At 70.7% G+C, this 17,603-nt stretch carries 18 protein-coding genes; 12 read left to right on the top strand and 6 right to left on the bottom strand.

The features are described 5' to 3' along the window. Nucleotides 1-6: 6 nt before the first annotated feature. Both QMK24_RS15620 and QMK24_RS15615 read right to left on the bottom strand, forming a co-directional pair. Complete coding sequence (locus QMK24_RS15620) at nt 7-762, bottom strand: lysophospholipid acyltransferase family protein (RefSeq protein WP_283466512.1); 756 nt, start codon at nt 760-762, stop codon at nt 7-9. Nucleotides 763-903: 141 nt separating this feature from the next. Then, nucleotides 904-1,347: a DUF4395 domain-containing protein gene (locus QMK24_RS15615; RefSeq protein ID WP_283466511.1), complete on the bottom strand. Its 444-nt coding sequence runs from the start codon at nt 1,345-1,347 to the stop codon at nt 904-906. An 88-nt stretch (nt 1,348-1,435) separates the two neighbouring features. Here QMK24_RS15615 and QMK24_RS15610 point away from each other — a divergent pair, with 88 nt between their 5' ends. From QMK24_RS15610 to QMK24_RS15590, 5 genes are all read left to right on the top strand, one after another. Next, nucleotides 1,436-1,849: a thioredoxin family protein gene (locus tag QMK24_RS15610; RefSeq protein WP_283466510.1), complete on the top strand. Its 414-nt coding sequence runs from the start codon at nt 1,436-1,438 to the stop codon at nt 1,847-1,849. A gap of 226 nt (nt 1,850-2,075) precedes the next feature. Next, a complete protein-coding gene (locus tag QMK24_RS15605) occupies nt 2,076-2,618 on the top strand; it encodes a flavin reductase family protein (RefSeq protein ID WP_283466509.1) in 543 nt (180 codons plus the stop codon). Between the two features lie 186 nt (nt 2,619-2,804). After that, entirely contained in the window at nt 2,805-3,590 is a 786-nt protein-coding gene (locus tag QMK24_RS15600) for an electron transfer flavoprotein subunit beta/FixA family protein (protein WP_283466508.1), read from the top strand. Between the two features lie 92 nt (nt 3,591-3,682). Next, the gene (locus tag QMK24_RS15595; protein ID WP_283466506.1) at nt 3,683-4,645 is read left to right on the top strand and encodes an electron transfer flavoprotein subunit alpha/FixB family protein; all 963 of its coding nucleotides are present in this window, start codon (nt 3,683-3,685) and stop codon (nt 4,643-4,645) included. A gap of 211 nt (nt 4,646-4,856) precedes the next feature. Then, nucleotides 4,857-6,152 (top strand): DUF6986 family protein, encoded by a 1,296-nt coding sequence (locus tag QMK24_RS15590; protein ID WP_283466504.1) that lies wholly within the window; start codon nt 4,857-4,859, stop codon nt 6,150-6,152. Nucleotides 6,153-6,234: 82 nt separating this feature from the next. On the opposite strand, the gene QMK24_RS15585 is transcribed toward QMK24_RS15590, so the two are convergent. Then, nucleotides 6,235-7,221, bottom strand: coding sequence for a LacI family DNA-binding transcriptional regulator (locus tag QMK24_RS15585; RefSeq protein ID WP_283466502.1), 987 nt, complete (start codon nt 7,219-7,221; stop codon nt 6,235-6,237). A 151-nt stretch (nt 7,222-7,372) separates the two neighbouring features. Between QMK24_RS15585 and QMK24_RS15580 the strand changes: the two genes are divergently transcribed. From QMK24_RS15580 to QMK24_RS15565, 4 genes are all read left to right on the top strand, one after another. After that, a complete protein-coding gene (locus QMK24_RS15580; RefSeq protein WP_283466500.1) occupies nt 7,373-8,356 on the top strand; it encodes an ROK family protein in 984 nt (327 codons plus the stop codon). Nucleotides 8,357-8,632: 276 nt separating this feature from the next. Then, a complete protein-coding gene (locus QMK24_RS15575; RefSeq protein WP_283466498.1) occupies nt 8,633-9,961 on the top strand; it encodes an ABC transporter substrate-binding protein in 1,329 nt (442 codons plus the stop codon). Nucleotides 9,962-9,972: 11 nt separating this feature from the next. Continuing rightward, complete coding sequence (locus tag QMK24_RS15570; protein ID WP_283466495.1) at nt 9,973-10,887, top strand: carbohydrate ABC transporter permease; 915 nt, start codon at nt 9,973-9,975, stop codon at nt 10,885-10,887. Further along, entirely contained in the window at nt 10,884-11,810 is a 927-nt protein-coding gene (locus QMK24_RS15565) for a carbohydrate ABC transporter permease (RefSeq protein WP_283466492.1), read from the top strand. The genes QMK24_RS15570 and QMK24_RS15565 overlap by 4 nt, the downstream gene beginning before the upstream one ends. A gap of 101 nt (nt 11,811-11,911) precedes the next feature. Here QMK24_RS15565 and QMK24_RS15560 read toward each other — a convergent pair whose 3' ends face one another. After that, nucleotides 11,912-12,364: a DUF6069 family protein gene (locus tag QMK24_RS15560; RefSeq protein ID WP_283466491.1), complete on the bottom strand. Its 453-nt coding sequence runs from the start codon at nt 12,362-12,364 to the stop codon at nt 11,912-11,914. A 235-nt stretch (nt 12,365-12,599) separates the two neighbouring features. Between QMK24_RS15560 and QMK24_RS15555 the strand changes: the two genes are divergently transcribed. Further along, complete coding sequence (locus tag QMK24_RS15555) at nt 12,600-13,604, top strand: NUDIX hydrolase (RefSeq protein WP_283466489.1); 1,005 nt, start codon at nt 12,600-12,602, stop codon at nt 13,602-13,604. Between the two features lie 43 nt (nt 13,605-13,647). Here the strand turns inward: QMK24_RS15555 and QMK24_RS15550 are convergent, their stop codons facing one another. Next, nucleotides 13,648-15,009 carry a dipeptidase gene (locus tag QMK24_RS15550; RefSeq protein WP_283466488.1) on the bottom strand — a complete coding sequence of 454 codons (1,362 nt, stop codon included), beginning with the start codon at nt 15,007-15,009 and terminating at the stop codon, nt 13,648-13,650. A gap of 149 nt (nt 15,010-15,158) precedes the next feature. Between QMK24_RS15550 and QMK24_RS15545 the strand changes: the two genes are divergently transcribed. Further along, nucleotides 15,159-16,388, top strand: a complete 1,230-nt coding sequence (locus QMK24_RS15545; protein ID WP_283466486.1) for a geranylgeranyl reductase family protein — start codon at nt 15,159-15,161, stop codon at nt 16,386-16,388. 79 nt (nt 16,389-16,467) lie between these two features. Next, the gene (locus QMK24_RS15540) at nt 16,468-17,130 is read left to right on the top strand and encodes a DUF4230 domain-containing protein (RefSeq protein WP_283466484.1); all 663 of its coding nucleotides are present in this window, start codon (nt 16,468-16,470) and stop codon (nt 17,128-17,130) included. Here QMK24_RS15540 and QMK24_RS15535 read toward each other — a convergent pair. Next, nucleotides 17,114-17,569, bottom strand: a complete 456-nt coding sequence (locus QMK24_RS15535; RefSeq protein ID WP_283466483.1) for a nitroreductase family deazaflavin-dependent oxidoreductase — start codon at nt 17,567-17,569, stop codon at nt 17,114-17,116. The two genes, QMK24_RS15540 and QMK24_RS15535, sit on opposite strands and share 17 nt — an antisense overlap. Between the last annotated feature and the right edge of the window lie 34 nt (nt 17,570-17,603).

The following is a 17,603-nucleotide window of genomic DNA, read 5'->3' as shown; positions in this document are numbered from 1 at the left end:
CGCGGGTCAGCGCTTCGCCGCCCGCTCGTCCCGGTCCGCGCGGTCCAGCTGCGCGGCCTCTTCGGGGGTGGGTGCCGTGCCGCCGAGGTGGGTGGGCAGCCACCACTTGTCGTCAGGTCCGCTGGGCTTGCCCGGGTACGCGCGCTGCGCGTCCTCCAGCAGCTCCTGGACGCGGAGCCGCAGCCGCCGGGTGAGCGCGCCCGGCTTCTCGCCGTCGTTGGCCCGCATCGGCTCGCCCACCCGCATCGTGATGGGGAACTTGTGGCGGCCGAGATGGCGCGGGTGGCCCTTGGTCCACAGCCGCTGGGTGCCCCACAGGGCCATCGGCAGCAGCGGTACGCCGGCTTCCTCGGCGAGCCGTGCCGCGCCGGACTTGAACGACTTCAAGGTGAACGACTGGGAGATCGTGGCCTCCGGAAAGACCCCGATGATCTCGCCGGCCCGCAGTGCGTCCAGCGCGTGGGCGTACGCGTGCATGCCTTCCGAGCGGTCCACCGGGATGTGCTTCATCGCCCGCATCAGCGGACCCGACACCTTGTGCCGGAAGACCGACTCCTTGGCCATGAAGCGGACCAGCCGCTTGGACGGGAGAGCCGTCAGGCCGGCGAAGACGAAGTCCAGGTAGCCGATGTGGTTGGAGACCAGCAGCGCCCCGCCCTTGCGCGGTACGTTCTCCGTGCCACCGATGTCGAAGCTCAGCCCCTGCACTCGGAACATGGTGCGGGCGACGCCGATGACCGGCGGGTAGACGAGTTCAGCCATGTCCGGGTACCTGCTCTCTCCGGGGGTGGCTCTCCCGGCGGAAGTTACGCGCCCGTAGGTTCCGGTCGCTGATGGATCGTGCACCGACAACGTGCCCCGTGTCACCTTGCGTGCCCACGATCCCGGGAGATTCTCGTCACGTCATCCCGTCGCGCGCCGGAACAAGAGGTACATCTCGCATCCCAGGCAGTACCCGAACGCCGCGTTGAGAAACGCCGCGGCCAGCGCGCAGCCGGTCGCCGCCATGCCCAGCCACAGCGGTCCGGCGAAGTAGCCTGTCAGGCCGATGAGGGCGAAGGCCAGGCCCACCGCCTGCGCGAAGCGCGGTGGCGCCGGGTCCTCGGTCTCCGCCGGCGGTCCGAGCCGGGGCCGGACGAAGGTGGCGAACAGCCAGCCGTAGGGTGAGCGGCGCATCCCGGCGGCGGCGCCGACCGCGAAGACCGCGGCCTGCGCGGCGAGCGGCCAGCCACTCCCGGTGACGAGTACGGCGGCCAGCACGATGGTGGTGAGGACGGCGCCGAACCGGGGTCCTCGTACGTCCAGGCCCTGGATTTGCGCGGGGTTCGCGGCATTCATGGCGTTCATGGACCAGATGATCCCGGACCGTGGCGCACCCAGCTCCACGGGAATCATTGCGGTCGCGTGAACGCTGCAGCGCTGCGGGAGGAAAAACATGACCGGATTGATGGTGTGCCTCGCTGTCCTCGCGGCGGCGGGCGCGTTCGGCCTGGTGCACCAGCGCCGGAACGGGAGAGTACGCGTGCGGACGAAGGACGGCCAGGAGCGGCTGACGGCTGCAGAGATCGGCGGGCCGCTCGGCGCGCGCGCCACGCTGGTGCAGTTCTCCAGCGCGTTCTGCGCCCCATGCCGGGCCACCCGGCGGACGCTCGAGGAAATCGCCGCCATGGTCGACGGGGTGGCCCATGTCGAGATCGACGCGGAGGCCCATCTGGACCTGGTCCGCCGGCTGGCGATCCTCAAGACGCCGACCGTCCTGGTGCTCGATGCGAGCGGCTCGGTGGTCCGCAGGGCGGCCGGCCAGCCGCGCAAGGCGGATGTGATCGCCGCACTCGGCGCCGCGGTATGACGGCCGGCGGCGCGGCCGTCGATCTTGTGACGGGGATCCCAAATCCTGGGCCGCTCTTGACGAGGCGCACCCGCCATCGTCACTCTGACGTTATGTCGCGAGACCCCCTTCTGCACACGCGCGCGGATGTCGACCTCGGTCGTCATCCGAGTGCGCGCTGTCCGAGTTGTTGAGTGCCCCAGACGACCATTCGCCTCCGGCCCGACCGCTCCAGAAGGACAACTCCATGACTGCCCTGACCGACCTCGGCACGCCCGCCGGAACCGCCGCCGGCTTCGATCCGGCCGTGTTCGATCCATTCGATCCAGCTGTCTTCCGCTCGGTGTTCCGCCGCCACGCGGCGGGCGTCGCGGTGATCACCGCGGCCGGCGACCGGCCGGTGGGTTTCACGGCCACCTCGCTCACCTCCGTATCGGCCGAACCCCCGCTGCTCTCGTTCGGCATCAGCACCGGATCCTCCAGCTGGCCGACCCTCGCCGAGGTGCCGTTCGTCGGCGTGCATGTGCTCGGCGAGCACCAGGAAACGCTGGCGGCGACCTTCGCGCGCAGCGGCGCCGACCGTTTCGGCCCTGCCACCGACTGGCGCGAGGGGCCGCACGGCGTACCGGTGCTCGGCGAGGTCTCCGCCTGGCTGGTGTGCCGCGTGCTGGCGCGGATACCCGCGGGCGACCACCGGATCGTGGTGGCGCAGGCCGTCGCGGGCGATCCGGCGGGCCCCGGCAGCCCCCTGCTCTACCACCAGGGCGGCTTCAAGGGCCTGCGCCACTGAGCCGCTCCCGCTCGTGGCGTCGGCAACGTCACAGCTCATCACCCTTGCATACGGGTGATGAGCTGGGTGTACTGGCGAGTAACCTTCTGGTGGAGCGCTGACGCGTGCCGGTGGGGGGCCGCCCCGTTGAGGCGCCTATGCTGCCTGCAAGGGCAGTTGACGAGACTAAGCAGTAGGAGAGCAGGCGTGAGCTTGAGGATCGTTGTCTGTGTGAAGTACGTGCCCGACGCCACGGGCGACCGTCACTTCGCCGAGGACCTGACCACTGACCGCGACGCCGTTGACGGTCTGCTGTCCGAGCTCGACGAGTACGCGGTCGAGCAGGCGCTGCAGATCGCCGACGCCGCTGACGATGCCGAGATCACGGTGCTGACCGTCGGTCCCGAGGACGCCAAGGACGCGCTGCGCAAGGCGCTGTCGATGGGCGCCCACAAGGCCATCCACGTCGAGGACGACGCACTGCACGGCACCGACGTGTTCGGTACCTCGCTGGTGCTCGCCAAGGCCATCGAGCACGCCGGTTTCGACCTGGTCGTGTGCGGTATGGCCTCCACCGACGGCACCATGGGCGTCCTGCCGGCGATCCTCGCGGAGCGCCTCGGCGTCCCGCAGGTGACCCAGCTGTCCGAGGTGTCCGTCGCGGACGGCAAGGTGACCGGCCGCCGTGACGGCGACGCGGCGAGCGAGCAGCTCGAGGCGTCCCTCCCGGCCGTGATCTCCGTGACCGACCAGTCGGGCGAGGCCCGCTACCCGTCGTTCAAGGGCATCATGGCCGCCAAGAAGAAGCCGGTGGAGTCCCTGGACCTGTCGGACCTGGACATCGACGAGGCCACGGTCGGCCTCGAAGGCGCCTGGTCCGCGGTGAACGAGGCCACGCAGCGCCCGGCGCGCACCGCCGGCACGATCGTCAAGGACGAGGGCGAGGGCGGCAAGCAGCTGGCCGAGTTCCTCGCGAGCCAGAAGTTCATCTAGCGGGGGTACGGGGGTCGCCCCCGGAAAGCCACCGCATCTGAGCCGCGAACCCGCTGCCCCCGCCCCTTCAGAATTCGCAGGAGACCAGATCCATGGGTGAAGTCCTCGTCCTCGTCGACCACGTGGACGGTGCCGTCCGCAAGCCGACTCTCGAACTGCTGACCCTGGCCCGCCGGATCGGCGAGCCCGTCGCCGTCTTCCTCGGCGCCGGCGTCGACACCGCCGCCCCCGTGCTCGCCGAGTACGGCGCGGTCAAGGTGCTGGCCGCCGACGCGGCCGAGTTCGCCGACTACCTCGTCGTACCGAAGGTGGACGCGCTGCAGGCCGCCGCCAAGGCCGTGGAGCCGGTGGCCGTCCTGGTGCCGTCCTCCGCGGAGGGCAAGGAGATCGCGGCCCGCCTCGCGCTGCGCCTCGGCTCCGGCATCATCACCGACGCCACCGACGTCGAGCCCGGCGACGACGGCCCGGTCGCCACGCAGGCGGTGTTCGCCGCGTCGTTCACCACCAAGTCACGGATCACCACCGGCGTGCCGGTCATCACCGTCAAGCCGAACTCCGCCGCCCCGGAGGCCGCCCCGGCCGCCGGCACGGTCGAGCAGCTCGCCGTCTCCTTCGGTGAGCTGGCCACCGGCACCAAGGTCCTCGCGCGCACCCCGCGCGAGTCCACCGGCCGCCCGGAGCTGACCGAGGCCGCGATCGTGGTCTCGGGTGGACGCGGCGTCAACGGCGCCGAGAACTTCCACATCATCGAGGCGCTCGCCGACTCGCTCGGTGCCGCCGTCGGCGCCTCCCGCGCCGCGGTGGACGCGGGCTGGTACCCGCACACCAACCAGGTCGGCCAGACCGGCAAGTCGGTCTCGCCGCAGCTCTACATCGCCAATGGCATCTCCGGCGCGATCCAGCACCGGGCCGGCATGCAGACCTCGAAGACGATCGTCGCCGTCAACAAGGACGCCGAGGCTCCGATCTTCGACCTGGTCGACTACGGCGTGGTCGGCGACCTGTTCCAGGTCGTCCCGCAGCTGACCGAAGAGGTCATCGCCCGCAAGGGCTGACCGACGGGTCCGGCTTCCGACGGCCCCCGCACGCCTCAGGCGCGCGGGGGCCGTCGTGCGTTCCGGCGAGGACCGGGACCCGTTCGGGGGCACCGGGAGACCCGTCCCATGTCCCGTTTTCCCGCGACATCGAGCCGCTGGGGTGTTGACCCGGTCCGGCGGCGCGGATAGCTTCCCTTCAACGGTTTGTTGAAGTTCGGGAGGCTGGCACATGACGCAGGGTGAGACGGTCGGCACGACGTGGGCGGACGCGGTACGAGAGAGCATCGGTGCCTCGCTCGCCGCGACCGACGCGGAGCTGGCCCGCCGCTACCCCGGGGACCCGGGCACCCGGCAGCCGGTGCACACCGTCTACGTCCCCGCCGACGCCTTCGCCGCCGACACCGTGAGCAGCTGGGGCCGGCAGGCGCTGGCCGCGCTCGACGAGCACGCCCCGGACGCGGAGGCCCTCGCGCGGGTGCTGGGTCTGAGCGACGACCTCGCGCAGCCGGTCCACGACCGGGTGCGCGCCAAGCTGGAGCGCGAGCCCGTCGAAGACCTGCGGATCGACTTCGAGGACGGCTACGGGCCGCGCCCGGACGCCGAGGAGGACGCCGCGGCCGTGGCCGCCGCGCGGATCGTCTCGGCCGCCGTCGCTGGGGGCACCTCCGGGCCGGAGGTTCGGGGAGGCAGCACGCCCCCGTACATCGGCATCCGCATGAAGTGCATGGAGGCCGCGGTCCGCGACCGCGGCATTCGCACCCTGGACATCTTCCTCAGCACCCTCATGGATACCGGCGGCCTGCCGGACGGCCTGGTGCTGACGCTGCCGAAGGTGACGTTCCCCGCGCAGGTCTCGGCGATGGTCCGGCTGTGCGAGGAGTTCGAGAAGGCCCGCGGCCTGGAGTCCGGCCGCATCGGCTTCGAGATCCAGATCGAGACGACCCAGTCGATCCTGGGCCCCGACGGCACCGCCACCGTGCCCCGGCTCATCGACGCCGCCGAGGGCCGCGCCACCGGGCTGCACTACGGCACCTTCGACTACAGCGCCTCCTGCGGGGTCAGCGCCGCCTACCAGTCGATGGACCACCCGGTCGCCGACTACGCCAAGGCCGTCATGCAGGTCGCCGCTGCGGGCACCGGCGTCCGGCTCTCCGACGGTTCCACGAACGTGCTGCCCGTCGGCCCGACCGCCCAGGTGCACGACGCCTGGCGGCTCCACTACGGCCTCGTCCGCCGCTCGCTGGCCCGCGCCTACTACCAGGGCTGGGACATGCACCCCGGCCACCTGCCCACCCGCTACGCCGCCGTCTACGCCTTCTACCGCGAGGGCCTGGACGCCGCCGCGGCCCGGCTCGCGGCCTACGTGGCCAAGGCCGGCGGCGATGTGATGGACGAGCCCGCCACCGCCAAGGCGCTCAGCGGCTATCTGCTGCGCGGCCTGGACTGCGGTGCGGTCGACCTCGAAGAGGTCACCGCCCGCACCGCGCTCGGCCGTACGGAACTGGACGCCCTGGCCGGCCGCTGAGCCCCGGGGGCGGGCCGTGACAGGCCCGCCCCCGCCTCGACCGCGCCCGGCCGGCGCGCCGTGACCGCGCCCCGGCCGGGCGCTACAGCGCCGGCGGGATCTCGCCCGAGCCGCGCACGATCAGCCGGGCGGGCAACTCGATCCGGCGCGGCCGGTCCGACCCGCCGTCCAGCCGGCGGAAGAGCAGCTTCGCCGCCGCCCGCCCGAGCCCGGCCGCGTCCTGTGCGATCACCGTCACCGCGGGGCGCAGCAGGTCGGCGAGCTCGAAATCGTCGAACCCCACCAGGGCGACCGGGCGCAGCTCGCCGTTCAGGACCCGCACCGCGGTGACGGTGACCCGGTTGTTGCCGGCGAACAGCGCCGTGACCGGCTCAGGCCCCGAGAGCATCGCCGTCAGCACGGCGCCTACCCGCTCGGGCGCGGTGGACCCCATCGAGATCCACTCCGCGCGCACCGGCAGCCCCGCGGCGGCCATCGCCTCCCGGTAGCCGCGCAGCCGCTCGGTCGCGGTGTGGATCCGCGGCTGGTCGCCGATGAAGCCGATCCGGCGGTGGCCGTGCGCGATCAGGTGGGCGACGCCCGCACGGGTGCCGCCCGCGCTGTCGGTGAGGACGACATCGGCGTCGATCCCGCCGGCCGGCCGGTCCACGAAGACGGTCGAGACGCCGGCGTCGATCTCCGGTTCCAGATAGCGGTGGTCGTCGCTGGCGGGCACCACGACCAGACCGTCCACCCGGCGTGCGCAGAAGGCGAGGACCAGCTCCTGCTCGCGCTCGGCGTTCTCGGCGCTCGAACCGGTGAACAGCAGGGTGGAGTGCGCGCGGGCGACCTCCTCCACGGCCCGGCTCAGCGGCGAGTAGAAGGGATCGGCGAGGTCCTCGAGCACCAGCCCGATGCTGGCCGTCCGCCCGGTGCGCAGCAGCCGGGCGCTGTCGTTGCGCCGGAAGCCGAGGGCGTCGATCGCCTCCCGCACCCGCTGGACGGTGTCCGGGGTCACGCCCGGTTCCTCGTTGACCACCCGCGAGACCGTCTTGAGACCGACTCCGGCCCGCGCCGCTACGTCCTTCATGGTGGGGCGGGGGGTATGCCCCGGGGTGTGGGTCACTGTCGCGATATTCCTTGCCGCAATGAATGGACAACGTTGTCAGAGAAAGGAAACACTACTCCTGACCCCGTGCGACGTGCGGGTATCCGGCCAATGAGAGGGAGAACGGAACCCGATGCACTCCGACCGCGCCGCAGGCTCGCTGATTGCCGCTCTGGACATCGGTGGAACGAAGATCGCCGGCGCCCTGGTCGACGCGAGCGGCCGACTGCTCGTGCGCGCGCTGCGGCCGACCCCCGCCAAGCAGGACGGGGCGACCGTGATGCGCGCCGTCGCGGAGGTCCTCGGCGAGCTGCGCGAGGACGGCCGGTGGCAGCGGGTGGTGGCCGTCGGCATCGGCAGCGCGGGACCGGTGGACGCTTCCCGCGGGACCGTCAGCCCGGTCAACGTCCCCGGCTGGCGCGACTTCCCGCTGGTCGGGCAGGTGTCCCTGGCGGTGGACGGGCTCCCGGTCGTCCTGACCGGCGACGGCGTCGCGATGACGGCGGCGGAGCACTGGCGGGGCGCCGCCCGGGGCTATGACAACGCGCTGTGCATGGTCGTCTCCACGGGTGTCGGAGGCGGGCTCGTGCTCGGCGGCACGCTGCTGCCGGGCCCTACCGGCAACGCGGGCCACATCGGCCACATCAGCGTCGACCTCGACGGCGACTCCTGCCCCTGCGGGTCGCGCGGCTGTGTGGAGCGGCTGGCCAGCGGACCGAACATCGTCCGCCGGGCGCTGGAGAACGGCTGGCTCCCGGAGGGCGGCGCCGAGCCGACGGCCGCCGCGGTGGCGCAGTCCGCACGCGCCGGTGACCCGATCGCGCTGGCGTCGTTCGACCGGGCCGCGCAGGCGCTTGCGGCCGGGATCGCCGCCACCGCGACGCTGGTCGAAGTGCGGGTCGTGGTGATCGGCGGGGGCGTGGCGGGCGCGGGGGACGTGCTCTTCGGGCCACTGCGCGAGCACTTGAGCCGCTACGCGACCCTGTCGTTCGCCGCGGGGATCGAGGTGGTTCCGGCGCTGCTGGGCACCGACGCGGGCCTGGTCGGCGCCGCGGCCGCCGCCGCGCAGGTCCTCGGTCTCACGGAGTTCTCGCCCGAGTTCGCACGGGAGGGCTGAACGGGAGGGCTGAACAGCGCTCCGATCACTGGTCGTTGCGGGGGTACGGGTGGCATGGCGGCAGGTGCGCCCCGGGCTCGCGCGCGACCGGTGTCACGCAGCGTTATGCCCTGATGGGGGCGGTCGTTTACGTTAGAAGCTGTTGAAGGTTGTTGGAAGAGATCCGGTAACTGTTGTTCGTTATCTCGTCAGAAACCTTGACACCGCCCCCGCCTGGAGGTGAGATCGCACCGCTCGCGTTCGGTTGTGTTCAGTTTCACCCACGAGGAGGGGGACATGGCGCAGTCATCGTTCAGTGGTCGGCCCGCATTCAGGGAATCGGCCGGACATCGGATCTCCCGCCGAAGTCTGCTGCGAGGTGCAGCGATCAGTGCGGGAGCGGTAACCCTTCCCTCGCTGCTCGCCGCCTGCAGTAGCGGCCCTTCCGGGGACAGCAAGACGGTTACTCTCGGTTCCAACGCCTCGGACGCCGTGCCGAAGGCGGCGTTCCAGAAGGCGTTCGACGCCTATCAGACGCAGTCGGCGAAGACGGTGAAAGTCAACGCCGTCGATCACAACACCTTCCAGGAGAACATCAACCGCTATCTGCAGGGCAGCCCGGACGACGTCTTCATGTGGTTCGCCGGCAACCGGATGCAGTTCTTCGCGGAGAAGGGCCTGCTGACCGACATCAGCGATGTGTGGTCGGGGTTCAAGGGCTTCTCCGACGCGCTGAAGGCCCAGTCCAGCGGGCACGACGGCAAGCAGTACTTCGTGCCCTACTACTACTATCCGTGGGCCGTCTTCCACCGGAAGAGCGTGTTCCAGCAGCACGGCTACCAAGCGCCGAAGACGTTCGACGAGTACACCGCGCTCGCCAAGCAGATGCAGAAGGACGGCCTGACCCCGATCGCCTTCGGCGACAAGGACGGCTGGCCCGCCATGGGCACGTTCGACTACATCAACATGCGGGCCAACGGGTACGACTTCCACGCCTCGCTGATGGCCGGCAAGGAGTCCTGGACGGACACCAAGGTCAAGCACGTCTTCGACCTCTGGCGCAGCCTGATGCCCTATCACCAGAAGGGCGCCAACGGCCGCACCTGGGAGGAGGCCGGGCAGAGCCTGCAGCAGCGCAAGACCGGTATGGCGGTCTTCGGGCTGCCGCACCCCGGCACCCAGTTCCCCGAGGCCGAACACGCGGACCTGGACTTCTTCCCCTTCCCGGAAATCGACCCGGCGCACGGGCAGGACTCGGTCGAGGCCCCCATCGATGGCTTCCTGATGTCGAAGAAGGCCAAGAACAAGGACGCGGCGCGCGACTTCCTGAAGTACCTCGCCACCCCGGCGGCCGAGGACGCCTACCTCGCCGGCGACCCGAACAACGTCGGCGTGAACTCCGGTGCCTCCACCGCCAAGTACACCGAGCTGCAGAAGAAGTCCGCGGAACTGGTCTCCGGAGCCAAGCACATATCCCAGTTCCTGGACCGCGACACCCGCCCCGACTTCGCCTCGACCGTCATGATCCCGGCGCTGCAGACGTTCATCAACAAGCCGGACGACATCGACGGGCTGGTCAACAGCATCGAGAGGCAGAAGAAGACCATCTTCGCCGCCGCCGACTAGGAGTACACGCTGTGCCGCAGATCATCACGCGGCGCGCCGGACGGCGGGGCCCGCGGAGGTTCACCCCCCGCGACCTCGCCGTCCTCGGTGTGCTGCTCGGGATACCCATCCTTCTCGAAATCGCCCTCATCTGGGGTCCCACACTGGCCTCCATCGGGCTGTCGTTCACCAGCTGGGACGGTGTCGGCAGTATCCACTGGGTCGGTACCCGCAACTACGACAACCTGTTCACCGGCTATCCGCCGTTCTGGCGGGCCGCCCGCAACAACCTTCTCTGGCTGGGCTTCCTGGGCCTGATCGCCACGCCCTTCGGGCTGCTGCTCGCCGTACTCCTCGACAAGAACATCCGCTTCAGCCGCTTCTACCAGAGCACCCTCTACATGCCGGTCGTGCTCTCGCTGGCGGTGGTCGGTTTCATCGCGCAGCTGGTCTTCTCCCGGGACCAGGGCGCTCTCAACGCCGTCCTGTCGAACACCGACAATCCGACCGACTGGCTGGGCGACCCCTCGCTGAACATCTGGGCGATCCTGCTCGCCGCGGGCTGGCGGCACACCGGCTATGTGATGATCCTCTTCCTCGCCGGACTGAAATCCGTGGATCCCGCCCTCAAGGAGGCCGCGGCGATCGACGGGGCCAGCGAGGTGCAGGCGTTCTTCAAGGTCGTGCTGCCCACGCTGCGCCCGGTGAACGTCATCGTCGCGGTGATCACCGTCATCGAGGCGCTCAGAGCGTTCGACATCGTCTACGCCGTCAACCACGGGCGCAACGGCCTGGAACTGCTCAGTGTGCTGGTCACGGACAACATCATCGGCGAGGCCAGCCGGATCGGCTTCGGATCGGCGATCGCCGTCGTACTGCTCACCATCTCGCTGGGATTCATCGTGACGTATCTGGTCCAGGAGATGCGCGAGGAGAAGAAGACATGACATCCGCCGTTTCCGCCCGGCCCTCCCAGCACGCGAGCGCCGCCGCCGGAGGCCCGCCGGCGCGGCGCCGGGTCCGGCCCGCGCGGCTGGGACTCCACACGTTCCTGATGGTCGTGTCGCTGGCCTTCCTCGCCCCGCTGCTGCTCGCGGTCTACGCCTCCTTGCGGCCCTACCAGGAGACCGCCAAGTACGGGTACTTCTCCCTGCCCCGGCACCTGTCGTTCGACTACTACAAGCAGGCGTTCACCCAGGGGGAGATGAGCAAGTACTTCATCAACTCCCTGATCATCGCGGTGCCGGCGCTGCTGCTCACACTGTTCTTCGCGTCGTTCGTCGCGTTCGCGGCGTCGCGGATCCAGCTCCGGGGCCGGGTCTTCCTGCTGATCATGTTCACCGCGGGCAACCTGCTGCCCCAGCAGGTGATCGTGACCCCGCTGTACGTCCTCTTCAACCGGATTCCGCTGCCCTACTGGATGTCCGACTCGTTGACGATGTACGACTCGTACTGGGCCGTCATCGCCGTGCAGGTGGCCTTCCAGACCGGCTTCTGTGTATTCGTTCTCGCCAACTTCATGCGCACCCTGCCGATGGAGATCATCGAGGCGGCGATCGTCGACGGCGCGGGGGTGTGGACCCAGTACTGGCGCATCACGCTCCCGCTGTGCCGGCCGGCCATCGCCGCGCTCGCCACGCTGCAGTTCACGTGGATGTACAACGACTTCCTGTGGGCGCTGGTGTTCATGTCCTCCGGGGACAAGCTGCCGATCACCTCGGCGCTGAACAACCTCCGCGGCCAGTTCTTCACGGACTACAACCTGCTAGCGGCCGGATCGGTCCTCGTCGCGCTGCCCACGATCCTGGTCTTCATGATCCTGCAGCGGCAGTTCATCGCCGGGCTCACCCTCGGCGCGAGCAAGGGGTAGGGGGCAGGGCGGCGAGGGGTCCCGCCGCCGCTTCGGCTGTGGGACCGGCTGTGGGACCGGCTGTGGGACCGGCGGTGGCTGTTGGGGGCCGGCACCGGGTGTCAGCGGGCGGACCGGCGCAGGACCGGCACGAGGACCGCGGCGACGGCGCCGTGGACCAGGCAGAGGGCGATCCTGGTCGCCGTGGTGGCCTGCTCGGCGAAGATCGGAAGCACCGACAGCAGCAGCACCGTGATGGCGAGCGTGGTCCACGCGGTGCGGGCGTGCCGGGTGAAGCGCTCCAGCAGGGCCAGGGTGCCCCAGCCGAGGAGAGCGAACAGCAGGCTGAAGACTGCCACGACCGGCAGGTTGATGACCGCCTCGCCCATCGAGTCGGCGAGCCTGAAGTCGGCGCCCAGCGCGCGGCCGGCCGCCCAGACCGCGCAGGCGGCGAGTACCGAGCCGGCCACGCCGGCAGCCCTGACACGCTGCCGCCGGACGGCGGTGAGGGCGGGCCGGCGCCGGGCCACGGACGGGCGGGACGCGGCCGGGGACACGGGGTGGGTCGTGGTCATGACGTACTCCTGTGGTGTGAGAGAGGCGGGCGGCCCGCGTGTTCCGGCGCTTCGATCCGGCCGGACCTTGCCTCTACTCATGCGTCGAACGGCAGGGAGCCGGATCGACACAGCGGGAAAGCTTTCTTCCGGCCGGGCCGCCGAGGCGGCGAGTACGAGCCGATGGCGGTCGGTTCGCGTTTGCCGGTGGCGATGATCCGGGCAATTCGTAGGGGGCTACGGAGAAGGGGGCACCGTGATCGTCTGGGTGAACGGGGCATTCGGCGCGGGCAAGACAAGCGCCGCGCGCGAACTGCTGGATCTGCTGCCGGGCAGCACTCTCTACGATCCGGAGGTCGTCGGCGCGGGGCTGGGGCAGCTGCTTCCCGAGAAACGGCTCCAGGAGGTGAGCGACCTCCAGGACCTGCAGATCTGGCGGCGGCTCGTGGTCGACACCGCTGCCGCGCTGCTCCAGGAGGTCGGGGGAGTGCTGATCGTTCCGATGACGCTGCTGCGGCAGGAGTACCGCGACGAGTTGTTCGGCGGTCTGGCCTCGCGCGGGATCGCGGTGCGGCATGTGCTTCTGGACCCGGGGGAAACGATCCTGCTGGAACGTCTCGCCAGGCGGGAGGAGATGGCTGAGGACGCGGCGGACCACCTTACGGCCTACCTGGACGCGCTGTACTGGCTCAGCACGGACGCGTACGTGATCGGGACCGCGGGGCTGACCCCCCGGCAGACCGCGGAGCGGATCGCCGAAGCGCTGCGCCAGGGGGTGGGGCGGTGCGACATCGTGCAGACCCCGGAGCCCGCGGCGGAGACGGTCGCGTCCGGAGTGCTGCTCTTCGACGAGCAGGACCGGGTGCTGCTCGTCGATCCGACCTACAAGCCGGGCTGGGAGTTTCCCGGCGGGGTCGTGGAGCGCGGCGAGGCGCCCGCGCAGGCGGGGCTGCGGGAGGTCGCCGAGGAACTGGGGATCGAGCTCGCCGTGGTGCCCAGGCTGCTGGTCGTCGACTGGGAGCCACCGGCGCCACCCGGCTTCGGGGGGATGCGGCTGCTCTTCGACGGCGGACGAATACCCGCCGCCGACGCGGACCGGCTGGTGCTCCCGGGGGCCGAACTGCGCGGCTGGCGCTTCGTCACCGAGGACGAGGCCGCCGGACTCCTTCCGCCGGTCCGGCTGAACCGGCTGCGCTGGGCGCTGCGGGCCCGGGAGCGGGGCGTCCCGCTGAACCTGGAAGCAGGCCGGCCCGTCGAATGACCCGGCGGGCGGGGGCCCGCCGACAGGGCGGGACCCCGCCGGCTCACACGGACTTGGACGCGGCGTAGTTGCCCAGGAACAGCGCCTCGGCCAGTGCCAGGCGTTCCAGCTCCTGCGGGGAGACGCTCTCGTTCACCGCGTGGATCTGGGCGTCGGGCTCGCTCAGGCCGATCAGCAGGATCTCCGCCTCGGGGTAGATCGTGGCCAGGGTGTTGCACAGCGGGATCGAGCCGCCCATCCCCGCGATCTCCAGCTCCTGGCCGTACGCCACGCGCATGGCATCCGCCATCGCGGAGTACGCCGGGCTGGAGGTGTCCGCGCGGAACGGCTGGCCGCTGCCGCGCTGGGTGACCTCGACCCGGGCGCCCCAGGGGGCGGCGGCCTTCAGGTGCTCGATGAGAGCGTCGGCGGCCTGCTGGGCATCGGCGCCCGGCGGCACCCGCAGACTGACCACCGCACCGGCGCTCGCCTGGACGGACGGGGTCGCGCCCACGACCGGCGGGCAGTCGATGCCCAGTACGGTCACGGACGGCCGGGCCCAGAGCCGGTCCGAGATCGTGCCGGTGCCGACGATGGCGACGCCGTCGAGCACCTTGGCGTCCTTGCGGAAGTCGCCTTCCGGATACTGCAGGCCCTCCCACTGACCGCCGGAGTCCAGCCCGTCGATGGTGGTGGTGCCGTTCTCGTCGCGCAGGGTGCCGAGCATGTGGATGAGCGCGGCGAGCGCGTCGGGGGCCGCGCCGCCGAACTGGCCCGAGTGGAGGTTGCCCCCGAGGGTGTCGACCTTCACCTCGACCATCGCCATGCCGCGCAGGGTCGCGGTGACCGTCGGCAGCCCGACCCGGAAGTTGCCCGCGTCACCGATGACGATCGCGTCGGAGGTCAGCAGCTCGGGGTGCGCCTCGACATAGCGCTCCAGGCCGCCGGTGCCCTGCTCCTCGGACCCCTCGACGATGACCTTGATGTGCACCGGGGAGCCGCCGTGCTCGCGCAGCGCGCGCAGTGCGGTGAGGTGCATCAGGATGCCGCCCTTGCAGTCCGCGGCGCCGCGCCCGTACCAACGGCCGTCCCGCTCGGTCAGCTCGAACGGCGGGGAGATCCAGGCGGCTTCGTCCAGTGGCGGCTGCACGTCGTAGTGCGCGTACAGCAGCACGGTCGGCGCGCCCTGCGGCCCGGGGAGATATCCGTAGACCGACTGGGTGCCGTCCGGGGTGTCCAGCAGCGCCACGTCCTGGAAGCCGTCGGCACGCAGTGCGTCGGCGACCCAGCCGGCGGCCTTCTCGCACCCGGCCTTCGGGAACTGGCGCTCGTCGGCGACCGACGCGTACGACACGAGTTCGGCGAGTTCTGCGCGGGCGCGCGGCATGAGCGAGGCGACGGTTTCGGAGAGTGGTACGGCCGGCATGGGCGCTCCTAGCGGGTGCGGTGGTGTGTTCGTGCGCACAACTGGACGTTGCCGATGGTGCCACAGCGGTCCTGCCGGGCTTCGCGCCATAGGATGCGGCTGAGCAGGGGCGACGAGAGTCGGCGGGTCGAGCGGGAGCGGAATCACACGTGAGCAGCGAGCAAGCGGCGCAGGGCAGCGGTTCGGCGGACGACGGAGCGGACGACACGGTCTGGGATGTCGTAGTGGTCGGTGCCGGCCCTGGTGGTGCCTCGGCCGCCTACGCGGCGGCCGCCGCCGGCCGCCGGGTGCTGCTGCTGGAGAAGGCCGAACTGCCGCGTTACAAGACATGCGGCGGCGGCATCATCGGCCCGTCCCGCGACTCGCTGCCGCCCGGCTTCGAGCTTCCGCTGCGCGACCGCGTGCACGCGGTGACGTTCAGCCTCAACGGCAAGCTGTCCCGCACCAAGCGCTCGCGGCAGATGCTGTTCGGTCTGATCAACCGCCCCGAGTTCGATGCCGCGCTGGTCCGCACGGCGCAGGACGCGGGCGCCGTGCTGCGTACCGGCGTGACCGTCTCGCGCGTGGAGCAGCACGGGCCGGCCGTGCCCGACCGGCGGACGGTCGCCGTCGTGCTGAGCGGCGGGGCGACCGTGCTCGCCCGCGCCGTGGTCGGCGCCGATGGCAGCGCCAGCCGGATAGGAGCCCATGTCGGGGTCAAGCTGGACCAGGTCGACCTCGGTCTGGAGGCCGAGATCCCGGTACCGGAGGCGGTGGCCGAGGACTGGGCCGGCCGGGTGCTCATCGACTGGGGCCCGCTGCCCGGCAGTTACGGCTGGGTGTTTCCCAAGGGCGACTCGCTCACCGTCGGGGTGATCTCCGCGCGCGGAGACGGCGGTGCGACCAAGCGCTACCTCGAGGACTTCATCGCGCGGCTCGGGCTGGCCGGCTTCGAGCCGAGCATCTCCTCCGGGCACCTCACCCGCTGCCGGTCCGACGACTCCCCGCTGTCCCGGGGCCGGGTCCTGGTGTGCGGCGACGCGGCGGGGCTGCTGGAGCCGTGGACCCGTGAGGGAATCTCCTTCGCGCTGCGTTCCGGACGGCTCGCGGGGGAGTGGGCGGTCCGGATCTCCGAGGCGCACGACGCGGTCGACGCCCGCCGGCAGGCGTTGAACTACGCCTTCGCCGTCAAGGCGGGACTCGGCGTGGAGATGGGAGTGGGGCGGCGGATGCTGGCCCTGTTCGAGAAGCGTCCCGGTCTGCTGCACGCGGTCCTCACCACCTTCCCGCCCGCCTGGCACGCCTTCGCGGGGATCACCCGCGGTAAGGGCACACTCGCGGACCTGGTCCGCAACCACCCGCTGGCCCGCCGCGCGCTGTGGGCCCTGGACCGTTCGTAACCACGCCTCGTACATTCGTAACCACGCCTCATACAACGGCACTTCAGGGGAAGACGGCTTCTCAGGAGGTGGCGTCGACATGGTGTTGCGCGACAATGCGGGCCGGATGCCGTGGTGGGCAAAACTGACCGCCACGGTGGTGGTCCTGGCCGGAATGTTCTTTCTGTTCGCGAAGGCCAATCTGCTGCCGGGACTCCCCAATCCGTTCGGTGAGAAGACCAAGGACCGCAGCGGTCCGGTGGTGCTGAAGTCGATCCAGGACATGAGCCGCTTCCAGGGCGCCACCGGGAACTTCCAGGTGGTGGTCGATCTGCAGAAAGACGCGGCCTTTCTCCCCGCCTCGGTGAAGGGCAAGCGGACGTTGTACGTCGGCGCGGGCAGCGTGGACTCCTATGTGGACCTGGGCAAGGTCGGCAAGGACGCGGTCACTGTCTCCGCCGACCGCACCTCGGCGACCATCCGGCTGCCCCGCGCGGAGCTGGAACGCACCGCCCTCGACCCGAAGAACTCCTATGTCGTCTCCCAGCAGCGCGGGTTCTTCGACCGGCTCGGCGACTTCCTGGGCAACAACCCGGGCAACGAGAAGCAGCTGAACGAACTGGCCGCGCAGAAGATCCAGGACGCGGCCAAGGCGACCGAGCTGGGCAAGCGCGCGGAGGCCAACACCCAGTCCATGCTGCAGCGGTTGCTGACCTCGCTCGGTTTCACTCAGGTCGAGGTGACCTTCAGCCCGTCATCGTGACCCGGAAGACGGGGTGCTTGGGCGCTATCGCGCGCAGCTCCTCGTCGGTCGAATCGGGGCCGACACCGTCGAAGAAGACACCGACCTCGGCCTTCCAGCGCTTGAGGTAGGCGCGCAGCAGCACCGGCTTGTCGTCATCGGCGATCTCGCTCGCGGTGAACTCCTCGGTGTTCTTGCCGAGGATCAGCTGCCCGCCGCCGGCGGCGCGCATGTTGTGCGTCCACTGGACGTGGCCGCGCGGTGCGACGAGGTACTGCTCCCCGCCGACGGTCAGCAGATTGACCGGGGTGCGCCGCCATTCGCCGCTCTTGCGGCCGCGCACGGCCAGCACCCGCGATCCCCAGATGCTCACGCCCCGCCGCGTCAGCCACGCGACCGTGCGGTTGAAGACGTTGACGGTGAACCAGCCGGGCTTCTTGACGTGGTCGCGGTCGGACATGGTCGATGCTCCCTGGAGAATGTGGAGAGCGGTG

Origin of the sequence: Streptomyces sp. PH10-H1, from assembly GCF_030063355.1 — a bacterium.
Taxonomy (GTDB): Bacteria; Actinomycetota; Actinomycetes; order Streptomycetales; family Streptomycetaceae; genus Actinacidiphila.
The sequence above is the reverse complement of the archived record's forward strand: the minus strand, read 5'-3'. Positions and strand labels throughout refer to the sequence as shown.

Coding starts and splice junctions, on each gene's coding strand:
- QMK24_RS15620 (WP_283466512.1), bottom strand. CDS start 762: ATGGCTGAACTCGTCTACCCGCCGGTCATCGGCGTCGCCCGCACCATG.
- QMK24_RS15615 (WP_283466511.1), bottom strand. CDS start 1,347: ATGAACGCCATGAATGCCGCGAACCCCGCGCAAATCCAGGGCCTGGAC.
- QMK24_RS15610 (WP_283466510.1), top strand. CDS start 1,436: ATGACCGGATTGATGGTGTGCCTCGCTGTCCTCGCGGCGGCGGGCGCG.
- QMK24_RS15605 (WP_283466509.1), top strand. CDS start 2,076: ATGACTGCCCTGACCGACCTCGGCACGCCCGCCGGAACCGCCGCCGGC.
- QMK24_RS15595 (WP_283466506.1), top strand. CDS start 3,683: ATGGGTGAAGTCCTCGTCCTCGTCGACCACGTGGACGGTGCCGTCCGC.
- QMK24_RS15590 (WP_283466504.1), top strand. CDS start 4,857: ATGACGCAGGGTGAGACGGTCGGCACGACGTGGGCGGACGCGGTACGA.
- QMK24_RS15585 (WP_283466502.1), bottom strand. CDS start 7,221: ATGAAGGACGTAGCGGCGCGGGCCGGAGTCGGTCTCAAGACGGTCTCG.
- QMK24_RS15580 (WP_283466500.1), top strand. CDS start 7,373: ATGCACTCCGACCGCGCCGCAGGCTCGCTGATTGCCGCTCTGGACATC.
- QMK24_RS15575 (WP_283466498.1), top strand. CDS start 8,633: ATGGCGCAGTCATCGTTCAGTGGTCGGCCCGCATTCAGGGAATCGGCC.
- QMK24_RS15565 (WP_283466492.1), top strand. CDS start 10,884: ATGACATCCGCCGTTTCCGCCCGGCCCTCCCAGCACGCGAGCGCCGCC.
- QMK24_RS15560 (WP_283466491.1), bottom strand. CDS start 12,364: ATGACCACGACCCACCCCGTGTCCCCGGCCGCGTCCCGCCCGTCCGTG.
- QMK24_RS15550 (WP_283466488.1), bottom strand. CDS start 15,009: ATGCCGGCCGTACCACTCTCCGAAACCGTCGCCTCGCTCATGCCGCGC.
- QMK24_RS15540 (WP_283466484.1), top strand. CDS start 16,468: ATGGTGTTGCGCGACAATGCGGGCCGGATGCCGTGGTGGGCAAAACTG.
- QMK24_RS15535 (WP_283466483.1), bottom strand. CDS start 17,569: ATGTCCGACCGCGACCACGTCAAGAAGCCCGGCTGGTTCACCGTCAAC.